A 15,911-nucleotide genomic window follows, 5' to 3' on the forward strand; every position below is an offset into this window, starting at 1 on the left:
ATTTTTAAAATAACAATTTTCAGAACTACATACATACCTTTTTTATCCAAAATAAAAAGAATGTCATGTAACTGACATCCTTTTTATTTTTATCGTAAGCATTAAGATTGATTTTCACTTTGAAATACACTTGATGCCATATCATAAATGCAACTACTGTCCATAGTTGCGAACTTAAAAAAGCACCTCTTTTAAATATAACTATAACAAAATTCCATTCACTTTCTTTTCATCTATTTATTAAATTCAATTTGCATCATTTTATTAAACTGCGGAACAATATCGACCCCACCTATAGAGTTGAGACTGATAGCCAATGTATGTTTGCCTCCAATTACTCCCCCAGCAAAAGTTGTAAATCCAGGAATTCCACCTCCATGCCCCCAAACTGAAACACCGTTTGGAAGTTTAGTCTCATAGATTCCAAGACCGTATGCGTCACCAACCCCTTTTCCTTCTATAGGAACTGTAGTAAGCATTTCTTTTAGCTCGCGTTCCTTCAGTAACTTACCACCGAGTAAAGATGAAAAGAACTTATTTAAATCATCCGCATTAGAAATCATATCTCCAGCTGCATTAGCTAAACTTGGATTATAATACGTAATATCTTTCAACTCGCCTGTTCCTTCCATTTTCACATATCCACGAGCATGATTCTTTCCTGGGATGACGGGTGAATTTCCTGGTAAAAACGTATTTGATAGGTCCAAAGGTTCAATAATTCGCTTTTCGATTTCTTCCGCATAACTATTTCCGGTTATTTTTTCAATAAGCATTCCTAGTATTACGTATCCTGTGTTTGAATACAACCAGTCTTTACCCGGCGAGAAATCTGGAGGCAGCGAAAGGCCTATTTTCACTATTTCTTCTGCTGTATACGTTTTTTTCGAATTCATTATGTCCGCGTCTTTTGACTTTAAGTATTCAGCGATACCACTCGTATGATTCAAAAGTTGTCGTATCGTAATTTGATTACCATCATACCCATTTCCTTGCACGAGACCCGGTAGCCACTTTTCAATTGGATCGTCAAGTTGTAAGCGATTTTCTCCTACTAATTGAAGAATAGTCGTGGCAGTAAACGACTTCGTCACACTACCAATCCGAAAGCGATAATCCGAATTCACCGGTTTCTTTGTACTTAAGTCCGCCACGCCAGCAGTAAAACTACTAGTTTTTCCGTTATTAGACGTCTTAGCTAATATTCCTACAGCACCAAGCTGTACTGTTTCCTGCATTACTTGTTTCCAGCCATTACGATTCTTTTGATCATGTACTTGTGACGAACTAGAAATATTTTGAGTTGACTCTGCAGTCACAGTAAAACCAGGTGTAAATAGAGCAGTACCCGCTAATAAAACTGCAAAACTTGCTAACTTAATTGAATTACATTTTTTCATAAGGCTTTCTCTCCTCCATTAATATCGGATTGATTCAAGCTATACTTTCATCCTATATGATAAATCTCTCTTTTTTCTTATCCATTCCTTACGAAATACTTACGTTTAAATTTAAATACGGTAAACTGAGGAAGAGTTATGCATGCAAATAAAAAGAGAACATGTTTTCATTTTTTATGTAAACATGTTCTCTTAAACATTTAAAATACTATATCAACTTTTCATCCTATTCTTTACACAACTAATTTATATTCCTTTTTACCAGCCCGCACTAGCATTCATACCATTTCCAATAATAGAAAGTAATAGCGGCCATAATACTGGTCCTAGTGTAAGAAATACATTTAGAAGTATGAGCATTCTATATCTAACGGTGAAATTGTGATTTTTACGATTAACAAATACTAAACTGATTAATGATATTATAGTTGTTAAAAATAATACTAACATTAGCAACCAATACCACACCATTAAACTAAGACTCCATGGTGTTAATAGCTCATGTATGATACAAAATGAGATTCCTAATACAGAAAAACTAAAACTAGTCACCGCTGTTTTTATAAGCCATTTATTTATTTTTTTATCGTATGTATTTTTACAATATAAATCTATTAAAGTATATAAAGATAAATATGCCATTAATACGCCTATCCAAGACAATAACCAGTCTCCGTCCCCTTTGAATAATAAGAACAGCAACCAACACATACCTACTGCAGAAAAAACAAAGGAAATAAGTATGCTTTTTAATACCGATTTCATTACATTTTCACACCCTTAAAAAACCAAAAATTAATTATTATTTATAAAAATTAAGTATAGGTTAACATGTAATGAAGTATAAGTAAATAAAGTTAATTTTGTTTACCTATTTGAATACGGTTTCATATAAGAAAATAATTCATGTTAATCAAATTTCCATATAAAAAAGAAAAGGTGAATATTTATGTATCCACCTTCCCATCTCCCTCTACCCACTTCATTATTTCTTCCACATCTAAATCCGTATACGTCTTTTCACCATAACGAACAGACTCATATAACAAGATAATATCCCTTGTTCTACAAATTCTTTTTAACCATTGTTGCATCGTTTCATAGGACCTTCTCTGTTCATGAAATGGTAATGTTCTTTCCCATTCAACTAACGTTTTTCTTATCTTATCTGTCGGTAACGGCTGTTCTAACTGATGAATGACTTTTTCATTCTTTATGCTTCTTACCGCAGTTTGCTTTGTAATCAATTCTTTCTCCTGTACTATTTCTGTTTTCGTCAATTTTTTCCTAATATACTTGTAGATGGCATATATAATTGATATTGCAATTATCACATAAAAAGCTATAGTAATCCATATATTTGAAAGAACAGAAAGCACGTCACTCCATAGACTTTCTCTTTCGAAAGGTTGAAATTTTTTACCCGTTTTCGTTCTTATACCTGTATCTTCTACTTCTTCATATTCATCTTCATCTATTTTGGAATCATCGAAATTTTCACCTATACTAGTAAAGTCATAATTTCTTTCCGATATTGTCTTAGTCTTACTGAAAAAACGCTCTTTTACTATGTCCTGTACATACACAACACCTTGTGATAACGTTATCGCACTAATCGCAAAGAAAAGTATGATTAAAGTTCTTACACTCCATAACTTCACTTTCATATGCCGCTTCTTATTCACCATGACATAAGCCCCTTCTTATTCTTTCATTACAATCCATTTATTCGTTCTACTGTATTTCTTTGGTGAAGTACCAATAATTAAAGGAACCGCATCCAGTTCCTTTCGACGAAAGCCTGCTGTGTAAAAGTAAGAAGAAGATATAGGCGTATCTTGGTCTGATATCGAGGCAAGTACCTTTAATACATTTTGCAAATGTTTCCGATTATCCCCATTTTTTATGTGTAGCAAACCGTTATCTTTTACACTATTGATCCATACTTCAAACGAACAGTTTTGCATAAGAAGTTGTTTGCATATACCTGCTGTTAATTCAATTAGTTCCTCTATATCATTTCGCAAAGAAACACCACTTTTATTTTGCAAGTTGAGATAAATCGCGTATTTATCACATTGTGTTCGCTCATACTTTTTCGCAGTTAGCGTCCCTGTTTTCGCTGTTGCACTCCAGTGGATGGAACGAAAATCTTCATTTTCATAAGACTTTACTCCCATTACTTTCGTTTCATCATATAAGGGTGAAGACATCGCTTTTCGAAATCCTCGTGACCATTCTTGTAATTCAGGAACTTGTATTTTCGGAACAGCTGGTAAGACTAAATAAGAGGGCGTATCAACTTGTTTATATGTTATATGGTTCGTTATAAATCCAAAGAGATCAGTAATAACAATTTCAACTTCTTCCCATTTCGCGATGCCTCTTTTTAACGCTACAGCTTGCAAATCAAATAAAACTGACTCCCTTCCTTTTAAATTAAAATTCATATAATAATTTGAACCTGTACTATAATTTTTGTTTATTTCATCATGATTCCAAGTTAGCTTATTTTCACATTTAAATCGAAATACGATATTAAGAATAGGAAATATCGACTTGTTTGAAATTTTCATTTTGCACATATTCGTTTCACCTATAAAAACATTCGAATTCCCTTGACTGTATTCCCATTCAACACGAGATACTTTACGTATATATACATGCATAGCACCTATTAAAATTACATATAAAAATACGAGAGATAAAAACAGTAGATTACTTGAAAATACACTTAAAATAACGGCTACAACTGACATAACCCCCATTACGAAAGGCTCCGCTAAAGGTGTATACGCAAGCTGTTGATTCATCGTACATTCTCCACTGGCACACTAATCGTATGAAGAATTTCTTTCATAATTTGTTCTTTCGTCGTTTTCATCTCTCCCTCAATCGTTAACGTTAAACGATGAGCACAAACGGATGCAGCGAGCGTCTTAATATCATCTGGCGTACAGTAATCTCTTTCATTTAATATTGCCCGTGCTTGAATTGCTCTCATAAATGCCAACGTTCCCCGAGGGCTTACACCAATTTCAATTAACTCATGGTTACGAGTTGCTTCAATAATTTCAAGGAGATAATCTTGCACATCATTCCCTACTAACACTTCTCTTGCACGCTTTTGCATCGTAATAATTTCTTCACTTGAAATAATAGAATGTAACGTTTCTAATGGATCATTCATTTGAAACCGATTCATCATTTCCTTTTCAGCTTCTCTCGTAGGATAACCTTGGCGTATTGTGAGTAAAAACCGGTCTAACTGAGCATCTGGTAACGGAAATGTGCCCGCTGATTCGAGTGGATTTTGCGTTGCTATAACTAAAAAAGGTTCTGGTAATGAATGTGTCTGTTTCGCAATTGTAACAGTACGCTCTTCCATAACCTCAAGTAACGAAGATTGTGTTCTCGGTACAGCTCGATTAATTTCATCCACTAATACGATATTTGCAAAAATCGGTCCTAACCTTGTTTTAAAATTCGATTCCTTTACATGAAAATATTCAAGACCAATAACATCTCCAGGCAAAGTATCCGCTGTAAATTGTATTCTTTGAAATTTAGCGTCCACACTTTTAGCCAAACTTTTCGCTAACGTTGTTTTTCCTGTTCCAGGTACATCTTCTAATAAAATATGTCCCCTTGCTATAAGAGCTATAGCTGCCAGTTCAATCGATTCATCTTTTCCTATAATAACTTTCGAAATATTGTTAGTAATTTTCTTTAATGTACTCATATAGTAATCTACCACCTTTTAATTTTCTAAAAATTAAAAATATATTTTTTCCAAATTATAACATTTATTTCAAAGATGAAATATAGTGAAAATGAATCTTTTATTTTTTCTTCATTGTACGCAAAAAGCACCTATTGTCGTATATTGACAATGAGGTGCTTAACTCAATCCAACAGCCTTCTTTCCCTGTACTTTTTAGTAACAATACACCCTTTTTCTGCCACGCATGCATTATTTTCAATTAACTAGTAAAATGCATTCTAATATTACATATAATGAAAACCATTTCTATTTTATCGTTATAGAACTTCCTCTACATCGACACTCTCTATCCTCACTTCATACATATTTGGGATGTTTGCTTCTTTTGGTACCCATGCATAATAATTTTGATCATTCTCTAACATAAATTGAATTAACTTTGTTTCTGATCCATTCCAGAAATTTTTAAGATTATCAATGTAGTCCTCTAAATCCTCTTTATAATCCAATTGTAATATATAATCTCTTACCGTCAGGGCAAACACAATTAAACTTCCTAATAGATTTTTTTGCTTATTTTCTTCTTCATACTCTTGTGGTAAGAACCACACTTGACCTATTCCTATCGTTTTTTTGTATTTTTCATAAAAACTACTATCATCCATATTCTCATAGTCATGAATCAATTCATTGACCAATGAATGCCATTTTGGCGGAATAATATTTTCCAGTGCAGGATTATGTTCAATTCCTTCTACTATATCCTCGATTTCTTCTGTCTCATCTTCATAGTGATATTCACTTAGGTCTATATGTTTGAATTTCATTTCATTTTTATAATGTGCCAAATCATATGGATAATGATTATTATCTTTTAAACTTGTATCATCAAGTCCGAGTATCTTTACTATTGCAGCTGTCTCAAAGCTCCAATACCCTACATATCCAGGTTCTTTATGCGCATTTTTCCATTCATAATCATAATGGCCTTTAAACCATTCTTTCTCCATATACGTTTGCAATCTTTTAGACGCTTCTTTTTTATCTGTTTGTGCAAGTTCTATAATCTCTCTCGTTTTTGCATATGGATTTTCTTTATAATATCTGTTCGTCATTTTTGTGTATCCGATATCACTAGCGCATAAGAGGAAATCGATTACTGCGTCGTTCATATTTTCCTTCTCAACTAGCTTGGCTAAACTTACAAGATTCTTTTTCTCCGTCTCTAATAAAATCCCTAGAGATATCATCCAAATTAGATTTAAATATCCAACTTCATTTTCCCCTATATGCCTCAAATCAATAAGAGCGTTGTCAAAATCTCCTTCTATTGTATGGATAGCTTCTCCTAGGGAATATTTTGCGTTAATATCCTCTAACTCATAATTAAAATTTAATAGATACCTTCCTTCTATAAGACTTTTATTATCTTTAGCCTTTCTTTGAATACCATTCCTTTCATCTTCTTCAAAACTTTTAATCTCCTCTCTATTTTCCTCAATAAACTCTTTATTATATTCTATTCCTTCTCTACATTTTTCTTCTATACATAAAGGATCTCTCATACTATTCAATTCCTCCTAGTGCCTTAAATTATGGCCATTCTCCAATTATGTCTCCCTTTGCATCTATTCTAAATGTTTTCACATTTCCACTACTATCAACCCTTGATAACACTCTCTCAACTTCCTGATCTTGTAATGCTTTCGTAATCTTTGATGCTAATTTTGCATCTCCATCAACTGCCTTCAATATTCTACTTTTTCGCGTCTTCGCACCATTCAACCAATCATTTGACATTTGTCGTCCATCTTTAGTTTTCCCCAATTGTGAACTACCAAACTTAGCTTCATCTATAACATATTTGATCTTTGACTCTGCATTTGCATTTTCGTATAATCCATCAATTCCTTTTACTATTTTATCATTTATGCCTGATGGTGCACTTTTTCCGACTGGCTTTAAATCAAATCCAGCTTCTTTTAAACTTTGATTATTCAATAAATTGTCACTAGATTTTATTTCACCATAATTACCTTTTTGCTTATTTGTAGCTGTTTTTGCATCAAAATTATCTACAGTTGTATTTTTGTTACTGCTAGGTTTACCGTTAGCCGCACCTCCACCAGAAGACCGGATTTTTTGAATAGTATCCTTAGTATTTTGAATCGATTTATTCCAAACAAATCCACCATGTACAAAAAGACTTGCCCCAGTAGCTGTTGCTGCTATATCTAATGGAATAACAATTGGTGACGCTAATCCGCCAGTTCCTACTTCTGCCATGATAGTTAAGAAATTAGATCCGCCTATGAGCGAGATACCTTCAAACATTTCTACAATGGACCCGGCTATTTAATAATTTTGCCCTGTTTTTTTTAATGTTTTTTGACATTGAAAAACATACTATATAGCATCAATTGAAGCCTATGTGCCTGTGAAATGTGAGGTACGAAAGTGCATTCGCTCAAATAATAATTTTCAATTGAAATCAACAAAAGAGACCTCAAATGTGAAGTCTCTTTTGTTGAGTCTTTTTCATCTATAACTTCCTCTTTACTTATTCAATATCAGACAATCTTCCTTATTGAAATATAATAAAATCCTAATAAAAACGCGTTCTTCAAAAAGTTCTTTTTCTGCCCTACGAATCTAGTAAAATGGCTATAAGATATTACAAATTTAAGCTACGCTTAACTTGCACTAATAAATCCATTAATCCATTTCTTTCTGGATTTTTTTCCACTTCTTTTTTCACATGTTCTTCCAAATAATTATAAAAAGTTTCAAAGTCCAAATACACTTGTTGTTCAGACTCAACAGCTGGAGAATCTAATTCAACTAACACATGCTTATCATCTAAAGGTGTAGGTAGCTGTGACATATCAAATTCATCTAAATCAGACTGAAAATGAACGAATACTATTTCTTGTCCAAACCCCTCTTTTTTTACAAAAAAACTCAAAGCTCTTTCCAAGTACTTACCGTTTATAAAGTTAAAATATATTGACATCAATTCATCATTTTTCTCTTTATCTTCAATAAATTCAAAATTACTATTCATTTTATCCTCCTATAAATATTGTATCTTGATAATATCAGTCTAGAATTTGGAAAAAGTTAGTTATCTCCCCAGCATCATTTAAATAACCTCTGAACTTCAATCCATTTGAAGCAGTACCTTCAACAAGCCTACCATTTATTATTCCCTTTTGCATCGCTTCTTTTCCCCACTGATATATCTTATCATCACTAATCATTGCTGGATCGTATATTGTTTTAGGCTCCTTAATATTTTTATACGAAACGGGTTCTGCAATATTTCCAGCCATATCTTTTCTAGGTATTTTGTATTCTATCTCATAAATCCCTTCAATTGAAGAATGTGATTTTTTAGATATAATTAATTCTTCTACATCAACACCCTGATTTTTTAAAGGATTGTAAAATTCATCCATGTTATGTCCACCACTAACCCCTTTCTTAGTGCTTATATTCTCAACATTTTTTAAATGATTTTTAGCATTATCTCCAAATTTAAAGTTATTAGCTTTACCCGTACCCTATGTTGTAATCTTAAACTCTCACAATAAAAAAACAAACCATATAAAACCTTATTAAACTACTTCCTTCTCTTGTACTACCGGCAACTCATATGCCGTTTTATGTTTCATCATGCCATATATAATGTTCACCAGTCTTCTCATAATACATACTAATGCCTGTCCTTTTGTTTTTCCCTCTTTTAATTTCTTTTGATAGTATGCATAAAACACTGGACTTCTAGCTAACTTACTTCCTTTCGCCACTTGCACTTGCTGTACTGCTAAATTATAAAATAAAGCGTGTAACGCCCTGTTTCCTTGTTTGCTTTTATGTGTCTTACCTTTTCCGCCAGAACCAAAGTAAACAGGCGCAATCCCCGCGAATCGTGCTAATTTGTTGGCATTTGGAAATTGCCTTACATCCCCAATTTCTGCAATTAATGCTGATGCCGTCACAAGTTCTATTCCCGGCATCGTCTCTAATTGATAATCTAGTAGATTTACTAACCGTTTTAATTCTCTTTCAATGTATTTCATTTCCTTCTTTTTAAACTCAATATCCCGTACAATACTTCTTACTAAAAAGTCTCGTGTTTCTTGATACTCTTTCATTGTTTGTCCATCTTCTTTTACAAGTTTTAATATTTCGCTTGCTTTCTTTACTGAACATGTATTGTTGCTAACATCTAATAAAAAAGCTGTTAATTGCTTTATATTCGCCTCCTCTAAACAAGAGGATAATGGATATTGCTGCCAAAACGCTAATGCTGTTTTCCCATCTAATTCTGAGAAAAACTTTTTATAACTTGGATAATGATGGTTTAATTGAATATGTAGTTGGTTCTTTAATGCACTTTGTGCTTTTACTAATGCATTCCTTCTTGATACTAGTTGTTGTATCGACCAAAATAAATCGTTTGGCTTTGCATCTGGCAATTGATTAAATTTGTTTACCAATATGCGTGCTACACATTCCGCATCCCAACTATCACTTTTTTGTGTCGTCACATGGCTTTTTCGCTCTAAAAATGATAAAGCTGGATTTACTTCTTTCACTACTTGTTTATGATCTACTAAATATTTCGCTAACGCTCTTCCATAACCACCAACATCCTCTAAACCAAATACAACTGATAAACCATCACTCACATATGTCTCTACTTCTAATAAAAACTTCGAAAATGCAGATGGTTTATTATCAAATTGTATTTCTCCTAATTTTTCTTGCCAACAATTAATAATAACAGCCGTATGCTGCTCTTTATGTAAATCTACTCCTACATACAAATAATTCTGCCTATTATGCATAACTCATCCCTCTATTCAATGATTTAGTCATATATAAAAACGTCGGCAACCTTAGTTCGAGCGTTCATCTCCCGATGCGCATAGGTACGCAAGCCTATCCATTTTCATAACTTCATAAGTACATATAGTAAAATGAGCGATTTTTTTAAGTACGACTGTTATATAATTGCTGAATGTTTACCGTTTGTTTGTATTTGCCCGTATGTATATACCCCTCGATAAAAACTCTCTCGGTCTAACATGCGTTTTACTTGTACTTTCGTAAATTGTTTTCCTTTCTCTGTATGATAACCTTCCCTATTCAGTCGTTCTGCCAATTGAGTCAGCGACCAATGTTTAAAAAAGTGTCTTAATTCAAATAGTCTACGCACAACCACTGCTTTCTCCGTATCTACTTCTAACACTTTTTGTCCTTTCTTTACTCTATAACCAAACATCACACCACCACCTGCATATCCACCTTGTTCCGCTTTTTTCTTTCTGCCTCTACTTAGCTTCAATGCAATCTCGAGACGTTGATATTGGTCTAATAGCTCTAACATGCCATTTACTAAAAAATCATTTGGGTCATGTGTGTATATACTGTAATTGGGTTGTTCAATTGCTTTCACATCTACCTTGTATTTCTTTAGCTCTCGTTGTATTAACACTTTTGCCATATCAGAGCGCCATAACCGAGATGTATTGAGTACAATCACGTGCTTCACTTGTTGATATGCCATATCTGACAATAGTTCTTGTAAGCCTTCACGTTCAACTGTTAATCCATTTTCATCAACAGTTGCGCCACTTAGTCCTCTATCTTCATATACATGAAGCAATTGTAAGTTGTTTTCCATACAGTAACGTTCGATTTCTTCTACTTGATACGCTAAGCTGTATCCGTCACGTACTTGTCCTTCTGTTGAAACTCGTACATAACCCACTACTTTCTCTTCCATATTGAGTCCTCTCCCGTTACAGTAATTACAATCTCTGTAACGTTTGCCTGTTTTTTGCGGATAACGTGTGCATAACGTCCATCCGCAAAAAACGTACTTTACGATGACTTCAAAACATAACACAATCCTTTATTTTTTCCTCTACTATCGTCATACCCTGTTCATAGCCATTACAATCTATAAAAATTTAATACTTAGCACACTTATAAAATTATAATGTGTCTAATCATTTCTATCCTAAAACGCCAAAAAGCACTTGTTGCCTTTAATTGACAATCAAGTGCTTTAAGTTCATATGTTTTTAAGTAGCATAAATTTGTAAGTTTTGTAGTAACAGTATGACACCTTTTATATGTGGTAACAACTACTACGTTAAAACTTACGAGTTTGTACGAGTTCGTTAGTTTAATATATATTCCATGTGTTTATATTCAGCACCCAGTAAAATGTCATCTCGCCAAAGCTCGTACCTCGTTTTCTTATTCTATCATTGCACATAGTACTCCATGATGGTACAACCATCATAGAGTACATACTTTCAAAAACTCTTTCACTTTCTTATCCCACTTAAAGGCTCTCTTTTTCACTCTTGATCATCATAAGCATCTCCAAGTGATTCAAATTCACTCTTTAGCCAATACCAATATTGTCCATTATTCTTAATAAGTTTTTCAAGTAAGTCAGTGAATGAAGTTGCGATAATTTGCGACTCCCCAACTATTCCATGTCGATCAAAGAAACTATCATAACATCTACCTAGTCTTTCTTCACTAAGATCTATTGTTAAATATTCATCCTTACCATCATTGCATATAATATACCAATTTGATGAAATATCTTCTTCACATAACTCTCCTACAATTACGGGATTAGCCAAAATAAACTCCTCTGGGGTAACAATATGAATAGGATATTCCTCATTTTCAAATAAAGTTAGACCACCACAAAGACTATAAAATTCTTTTAAATCACCTGGTAGCATATGCTTATTCTTATCAATTATCGGTAATTCTGTAGGCTCCTGAACTCGACAATTAGGTAATGATTTTACTTTTTTAATCAACTGATTAATATTTTCCATCTAAATTACTCCCTAAAATTATATTGATTAAAGGCCCTATAATACTCTTGTCTAGCTAAACGTGGTACATTCGCAGCATCAAACATTTTTTCCGTCAATTCTTGTATTTCTTTTGGTGAAACAGATTTCCAATCTACTTTACCTCCAACCTTTTTCCCTGTTTTTTCAAAGAGCCATTGTCTATAAACAGCTTTAGTAGCATTGTGTTGCTCTTTAGTTAAAGCTATAGTTGGAGTATTCGCCCCTCTACTAACATAATCGGGGACATTATGTTTAGCCCATACATCCATAACGCCATGATGATTTTCTAGTGGTGAATTGCTTGGCCTATACGGTACTACATCGTATGGTTCTGTAGTCTTACCCGTACCCTTAGCAACCCCCGCACTCCCAGACGTTGCTTTCTTCACATCTCCAACCTTTTTTAAATCATGAAGTTTATCAACTATTTTTACACCTTTCCCATATGGAGTCATCATCCCAACTGCTAGGAGTTTTTCACCATAGGTAGCTTCTGGGTCAAAGAGTGTGAAAAGATCACCAAAGAGAAAATCGAATCCAAACTTCGCCACACCGATTAAAAAAGGATTGAGTACTGGCCTTCTACCACCGACTGGCTGGCCAAAAATGTTATGCTCCATTTCATAATCATCGGTTTCAACTTGGAAATCCTCACCTATATTCCCTTTTATTGTACCATTTTTAATTCCTTCAAGGTATTTTTGTGTCGCTTGTATCTCTTCTTTTGTAAATCTATTATTGATAGATTGATTTTCGCTGCTTATTCCTTCAATGTCGTTATACACATTGTGCTCTAAGTCTACACTTTTTCCAATACCATTATCAGATTTCCGTATTTTCTCTTCTATAATTATTTGAATTTGCTTTGCCCATTCCATATTTAACTTTTCACTATGAAACGTACCACTCACAGGACTAAATCCTTTCCCACTTTGCACTTCAGCGAGTCCGGCTGTGATGCTAGCTGCTAATTGGAGAGCGGTGCTGTAGTTGTTGCTGGATGAATGATTGAATTCATATAAATGCTCTAGTTTTTCTTCCAGTTTTTTTCTCATTGCACCTAATACCGTTACAATTGCACCTACTCCGGGCATTGGTGTAAGTACTTCTATTGCTTCTATACTTGTAATCGATTGATTAATTCCCCTTATTTGTTCTCTTATTTCTTGTTCAATCACATCTGTCGAAGCAACTTTCGCTTGGAACTCATTTGGAAATGCTTCATTTTGGCGAATTAATTCTTCACATAAGCATATGATTCCTTGCGCTAATGGCCGAAATGTTTGGACAAGGTAGGCTTTTGCACTACTGTATGTTTGTCCTTGTAATACTGTGTCTATCGCAAATGCATCAATAGATTGAATGGCTTGTTCCATACTTTGAATCGTAGCATTACATATAGCGTTCATACTTTGAGTTTGACTTTGTACTTCTCCCAAATACATGTTTAAACTCATGTATTGGCCTCCCTTTGTAGTTGCTGCTGTTCATAGGAAAGGTCGTTTTCTTTCTCACTGAGATGCCGTTTTTCTTTAAGCAACGTCTCTTTTTCATTTTCTAATTCGAATGTAAGTTTTCTTTCATACTGTCCGATTTCTTGCCGCATATTCGTAAAAAGGTGAAACACTTCTTTGTCGCCGTGCCAAGTTTCTAGTATTCGGTTAAATAAACGATTACTTCTATTTTTCCATTCATGAAAACTAACCTCAGCTCGTTCTTGATTTTGCAGCGCAATTCGGTTTTCATTTTGTTCTTCAAATATAATTCGTAATTTTTGATTACATTGACTGATTCTCGTTTCAATTTCTTGACTCATCTTTTCTCCCTACCTTTTCCCCTTTACGTAGGTTGTTACATTATTGAAAAGTCTTTTGAAGTCCTGTATCCATTTTCTCAAATTCATTTGCTACGGAATGGATATTATCAATTGTTTGTTGAAAAGCAGTACAAAATTGTTTCGTGATCTGTAAATTTTGTTGATTTGCCTCTTGTGCTTGGAAGTTCACAGATAGTGTCGTACGCGTTGCCTTATTTATAGAGCGACTAGTAGCACTTTGCATTCTATCTGAAGCATTTCTCATTTTCGTTGCAAGTTGCGTTGCCGTATGCAAATTACTTTGAAATTCTCCCATTACTTACTCCCCTCTACCTTTTATTTACAAGAAAATTATACCACGGAAAAATATCCCAATAAACCGAATGTTCGAATTTAACATACAATTCAGCACTGTTACTGAGGATGCGAGCAACGCTTATCTATCAACATAACTGAGTCCAAAATGGATTCTACTTATACAAAAAAGATGACTTCAGCCATATGCTAAAGTCATCTTTTTCTACCTTATTATTTTACTAATTCTCCATTATAAGCTTTTATATTAAGCGGAGCAGTTAAAAATTGTGCTGCTTTACTAACGAAAGATGTGAAGTGTTCACTCGTATTATGGCTCGCAACTGCTGCTTCATCTTTCCATACTTCTACCATCGTATAAACACTTTCTTTTTCTGTATCTTTATATAAGTCATAAGATACATTTCCACTTTCTTCTCTTGAACCATGAATGAGTGGCTGAATTTCTTCTAAAAATGCTTGTTGTTTTGCTGGGTCTACTTGAAATATTGCGTGAATAATAATCATGGTGTTTCCCCTTTCATATTCCATATATTTCTATGACCTAATTAGATTACTTCCACTCAGCAACTTTGTCAATTGGAAGACGTACTGATTGGTAACCACTGTCAGCAGCTTTCCCGATTGAAATTAGCATTACTGGTACGTAGCGTTCTTTATCTAGTCCAAACGCTTCTGCGATTTGGTCTTTTTCAAATCCACCAATTGGACAAGTGTCATAACCGTGCGCACGAGCTGCTAGCATAAATTGCATCGCTACAAGACCACCGTCAATTAATACTGTATCTTTCATTACTTCTGGTGTAACCATAGAGAAGTAAGCTGAAAGTTTTTTCATTTGATCTTCTTTTACTTCTGCTGGCATAAGTCCACGCTCTACTGCTGTACCATAAATTTCTTCTGCGTTATCAAAGTTGTTTAAGTCACCAAATAAAGCGATCATTGCTGAAGATGTTTCTACTTGAGATTGATTGAATTTTGCAAGTGGCGCAAGTGTTGCTTTCGCTTCGTCACTTTCAATCACTACGAATCTCCATGGTTGCATGTTTACTGAAGATGGTGCAAGTGTTGCTTCTGTAAGAATTTCTGTCATTTCTTCTTTGCTAATTTTCACTGAAGGGTCGTACTTACGAATTGAACGACGTCCTGTTAAAATTTCGTTAAAATCATTTGTTTTTACTGAGTTAGTCATAGTTGTATTCTCCCTTTTTTATAATTCTTTTATATTTTCTTGAATGTGATTTAACATATTTAAAAGATTATCGCGTTCTTCCTCACTTAATCCTTTAAATGCAGATGCTGCAAAACGTTCTTTTTCCTCTTGAAATGCTTGAATTTTATTTCGTCCCTCTTCAGTAAGAGAAACTAACGTAATTCTGTTATCATCTGGATTTTTACGTCTTACAATCATTTCATTGGCCTCAAGCTGCTTTAAATGCCTTGTTATCGCAGCATTATCAATATTCACTTCTTGTTGAAGTGCTTTTTGACTAATTTCACCTACTTCATATAACTGAAGTATAAGCTCTAATCGAGACTGGCTCATACCCGTACACCCTTCAAATTTCGAACTTACTTCTTTATTTAGAAAGTGTAATTTATATAAAATAATCGCTTCTTTTGAGCATGAACTTGTCAAATTAACCCTCCTTTACAATCAAAATAAAAACATTTGATGTATCAATAGTTGATATGTCAATTAATATAATCTATATCGATTTAGAATGCAAGCATTTTGTTTTCATTTTATTTTTTTCAAA

General features: G+C 33.8%; 16 protein-coding genes and 2 pseudogenes. All 18 read right to left on the reverse strand.

Annotated features, from left to right (window positions below; all coding sequences use genetic code 11):
* Nucleotides 1–233 precede the first annotated feature (233 nt).
* Nucleotides 234–1,400 (reverse strand): serine hydrolase domain-containing protein, encoded by a 1,167-nt coding sequence (locus AC22L0_RS11305; protein ID WP_000710638.1) that lies wholly within the window; start codon nucleotides 1,398–1,400, stop codon nucleotides 234–236.
* A gap of 258 nt (nucleotides 1,401–1,658) precedes the next feature.
* Complete coding sequence (locus AC22L0_RS11310) at nucleotides 1,659–2,165, reverse strand: DUF3902 family protein (protein ID WP_087947757.1); 507 nt, start codon at nucleotides 2,163–2,165, stop codon at nucleotides 1,659–1,661.
* Nucleotides 2,166–2,347: 182 nt separating this feature from the next.
* On the reverse strand, nucleotides 2,348–3,088 hold the full coding sequence (locus tag AC22L0_RS11315) for a hypothetical protein (protein ID WP_087966952.1): 741 nt from the start codon (nucleotides 3,086–3,088) through the stop codon (nucleotides 2,348–2,350).
* A gap of 15 nt (nucleotides 3,089–3,103) precedes the next feature.
* Nucleotides 3,104–4,213 carry a DUF58 domain-containing protein gene (locus AC22L0_RS11320; RefSeq protein ID WP_087966951.1) on the reverse strand — a complete coding sequence of 370 codons (1,110 nt, stop codon included), beginning with the start codon at nucleotides 4,211–4,213 and terminating at the stop codon, nucleotides 3,104–3,106.
* Nucleotides 4,210–5,142 carry an AAA family ATPase gene (locus AC22L0_RS11325; RefSeq protein ID WP_087966949.1) on the reverse strand — a complete coding sequence of 311 codons (933 nt, stop codon included), beginning with the start codon at nucleotides 5,140–5,142 and terminating at the stop codon, nucleotides 4,210–4,212. The genes AC22L0_RS11320 and AC22L0_RS11325 overlap by 4 nt, the downstream gene beginning before the upstream one ends.
* Before the next feature lie 299 nt (nucleotides 5,143–5,441).
* On the reverse strand, nucleotides 5,442–6,689 hold the full coding sequence (locus tag AC22L0_RS11330) for a PoNi-like cognate immunity protein (RefSeq protein ID WP_487272266.1): 1,248 nt from the start codon (nucleotides 6,687–6,689) through the stop codon (nucleotides 5,442–5,444).
* 28 nt (nucleotides 6,690–6,717) lie between these two features.
* Nucleotides 6,718–7,479 (reverse strand): annotated as a pseudogene (locus tag AC22L0_RS11335) (hypothetical protein); the annotation flags it as partial.
* A gap of 319 nt (nucleotides 7,480–7,798) precedes the next feature.
* Complete coding sequence (gene cdiI, locus AC22L0_RS11340) at nucleotides 7,799–8,188, reverse strand: ribonuclease toxin immunity protein CdiI (RefSeq protein WP_001087574.1); 390 nt, start codon at nucleotides 8,186–8,188, stop codon at nucleotides 7,799–7,801.
* A 34-nt stretch (nucleotides 8,189–8,222) separates the two neighbouring features.
* Nucleotides 8,223–8,687: pseudogene (locus AC22L0_RS11345) on the reverse strand (CdiA family toxin C-terminal domain-containing protein); the annotation flags it as partial.
* Between the two features lie 54 nt (nucleotides 8,688–8,741).
* Nucleotides 8,742–9,977: an IS110 family RNA-guided transposase gene (locus AC22L0_RS11350; protein WP_087947762.1), complete on the reverse strand. Its 1,236-nt coding sequence runs from the start codon at nucleotides 9,975–9,977 to the stop codon at nucleotides 8,742–8,744.
* A gap of 158 nt (nucleotides 9,978–10,135) precedes the next feature.
* Entirely contained in the window at nucleotides 10,136–10,918 is a 783-nt protein-coding gene (locus AC22L0_RS11355; protein WP_048547715.1) for a recombinase family protein, read from the reverse strand.
* A 583-nt stretch (nucleotides 10,919–11,501) separates the two neighbouring features.
* Nucleotides 11,502–11,999, reverse strand: a complete 498-nt coding sequence (locus AC22L0_RS11360; RefSeq protein WP_000427919.1) for an SMI1/KNR4 family protein — start codon at nucleotides 11,997–11,999, stop codon at nucleotides 11,502–11,504.
* A 5-nt stretch (nucleotides 12,000–12,004) separates the two neighbouring features.
* Nucleotides 12,005–13,477, reverse strand: coding sequence for a T7SS effector LXG polymorphic toxin (locus AC22L0_RS11365; protein ID WP_087947765.1), 1,473 nt, complete (start codon nucleotides 13,475–13,477; stop codon nucleotides 12,005–12,007).
* Nucleotides 13,474–13,836 carry a DUF3958 family protein gene (locus AC22L0_RS11370; protein ID WP_000076595.1) on the reverse strand — a complete coding sequence of 121 codons (363 nt, stop codon included), beginning with the start codon at nucleotides 13,834–13,836 and terminating at the stop codon, nucleotides 13,474–13,476. Before AC22L0_RS11370 ends, AC22L0_RS11365 begins: the two co-directional genes overlap by 4 nt.
* Nucleotides 13,837–13,876: 40 nt before the next feature.
* The gene (locus AC22L0_RS11375; protein ID WP_000503641.1) at nucleotides 13,877–14,152 is read right to left on the reverse strand and encodes a TIGR04197 family type VII secretion effector; all 276 of its coding nucleotides are present in this window, start codon (nucleotides 14,150–14,152) and stop codon (nucleotides 13,877–13,879) included.
* 212 nt (nucleotides 14,153–14,364) lie between these two features.
* Nucleotides 14,365–14,658, reverse strand: a complete 294-nt coding sequence (locus AC22L0_RS11380; protein WP_000583805.1) for a putative quinol monooxygenase — start codon at nucleotides 14,656–14,658, stop codon at nucleotides 14,365–14,367.
* 46 nt (nucleotides 14,659–14,704) lie between these two features.
* Nucleotides 14,705–15,343 carry a nitroreductase family protein gene (locus tag AC22L0_RS11385; protein WP_000185390.1) on the reverse strand — a complete coding sequence of 213 codons (639 nt, stop codon included), beginning with the start codon at nucleotides 15,341–15,343 and terminating at the stop codon, nucleotides 14,705–14,707.
* Nucleotides 15,344–15,361: 18 nt separating this feature from the next.
* The gene (locus tag AC22L0_RS11390; RefSeq protein WP_000204172.1) at nucleotides 15,362–15,790 is read right to left on the reverse strand and encodes a MarR family winged helix-turn-helix transcriptional regulator; all 429 of its coding nucleotides are present in this window, start codon (nucleotides 15,788–15,790) and stop codon (nucleotides 15,362–15,364) included.
* Between the last annotated feature and the right edge of the window lie 121 nt (nucleotides 15,791–15,911).

This window comes from Bacillus sp. LQ01 (assembly GCF_057624735.1).

Coding starts and splice junctions, on each gene's coding strand:
- AC22L0_RS11305 (WP_000710638.1), bottom strand. CDS start 1,400: ATGAAAAAATGTAATTCAATTAAGTTAGCAAGTTTTGCAGTTTTATTA.
- AC22L0_RS11310 (WP_087947757.1), bottom strand. CDS start 2,165: ATGAAATCGGTATTAAAAAGCATACTTATTTCCTTTGTTTTTTCTGCA.
- AC22L0_RS11315 (WP_087966952.1), bottom strand. CDS start 3,088: ATGGTGAATAAGAAGCGGCATATGAAAGTGAAGTTATGGAGTGTAAGA.
- AC22L0_RS11320 (WP_087966951.1), bottom strand. CDS start 4,213: ATGAATCAACAGCTTGCGTATACACCTTTAGCGGAGCCTTTCGTAATG.
- AC22L0_RS11325 (WP_087966949.1), bottom strand. CDS start 5,142: ATGAGTACATTAAAGAAAATTACTAACAATATTTCGAAAGTTATTATA.
- AC22L0_RS11330 (WP_487272266.1), bottom strand. CDS start 6,689: ATGAGAGATCCTTTATGTATAGAAGAAAAATGTAGAGAAGGAATAGAA.
- cdiI (WP_001087574.1), bottom strand. CDS start 8,188: ATGAATAGTAATTTTGAATTTATTGAAGATAAAGAGAAAAATGATGAA.
- AC22L0_RS11350 (WP_087947762.1), bottom strand. CDS start 9,977: ATGCATAATAGGCAGAATTATTTGTATGTAGGAGTAGATTTACATAAA.
- AC22L0_RS11355 (WP_048547715.1), bottom strand. CDS start 10,918: ATGGAAGAGAAAGTAGTGGGTTATGTACGAGTTTCAACAGAAGGACAA.
- AC22L0_RS11360 (WP_000427919.1), bottom strand. CDS start 11,999: ATGGAAAATATTAATCAGTTGATTAAAAAAGTAAAATCATTACCTAAT.
- AC22L0_RS11365 (WP_087947765.1), bottom strand. CDS start 13,477: ATGAGTTTAAACATGTATTTGGGAGAAGTACAAAGTCAAACTCAAAGT.
- AC22L0_RS11370 (WP_000076595.1), bottom strand. CDS start 13,836: ATGAGTCAAGAAATTGAAACGAGAATCAGTCAATGTAATCAAAAATTA.
- AC22L0_RS11375 (WP_000503641.1), bottom strand. CDS start 14,152: ATGGGAGAATTTCAAAGTAATTTGCATACGGCAACGCAACTTGCAACG.
- AC22L0_RS11380 (WP_000583805.1), bottom strand. CDS start 14,658: ATGATTATTATTCACGCAATATTTCAAGTAGACCCAGCAAAACAACAA.
- AC22L0_RS11385 (WP_000185390.1), bottom strand. CDS start 15,343: ATGACTAACTCAGTAAAAACAAATGATTTTAACGAAATTTTAACAGGA.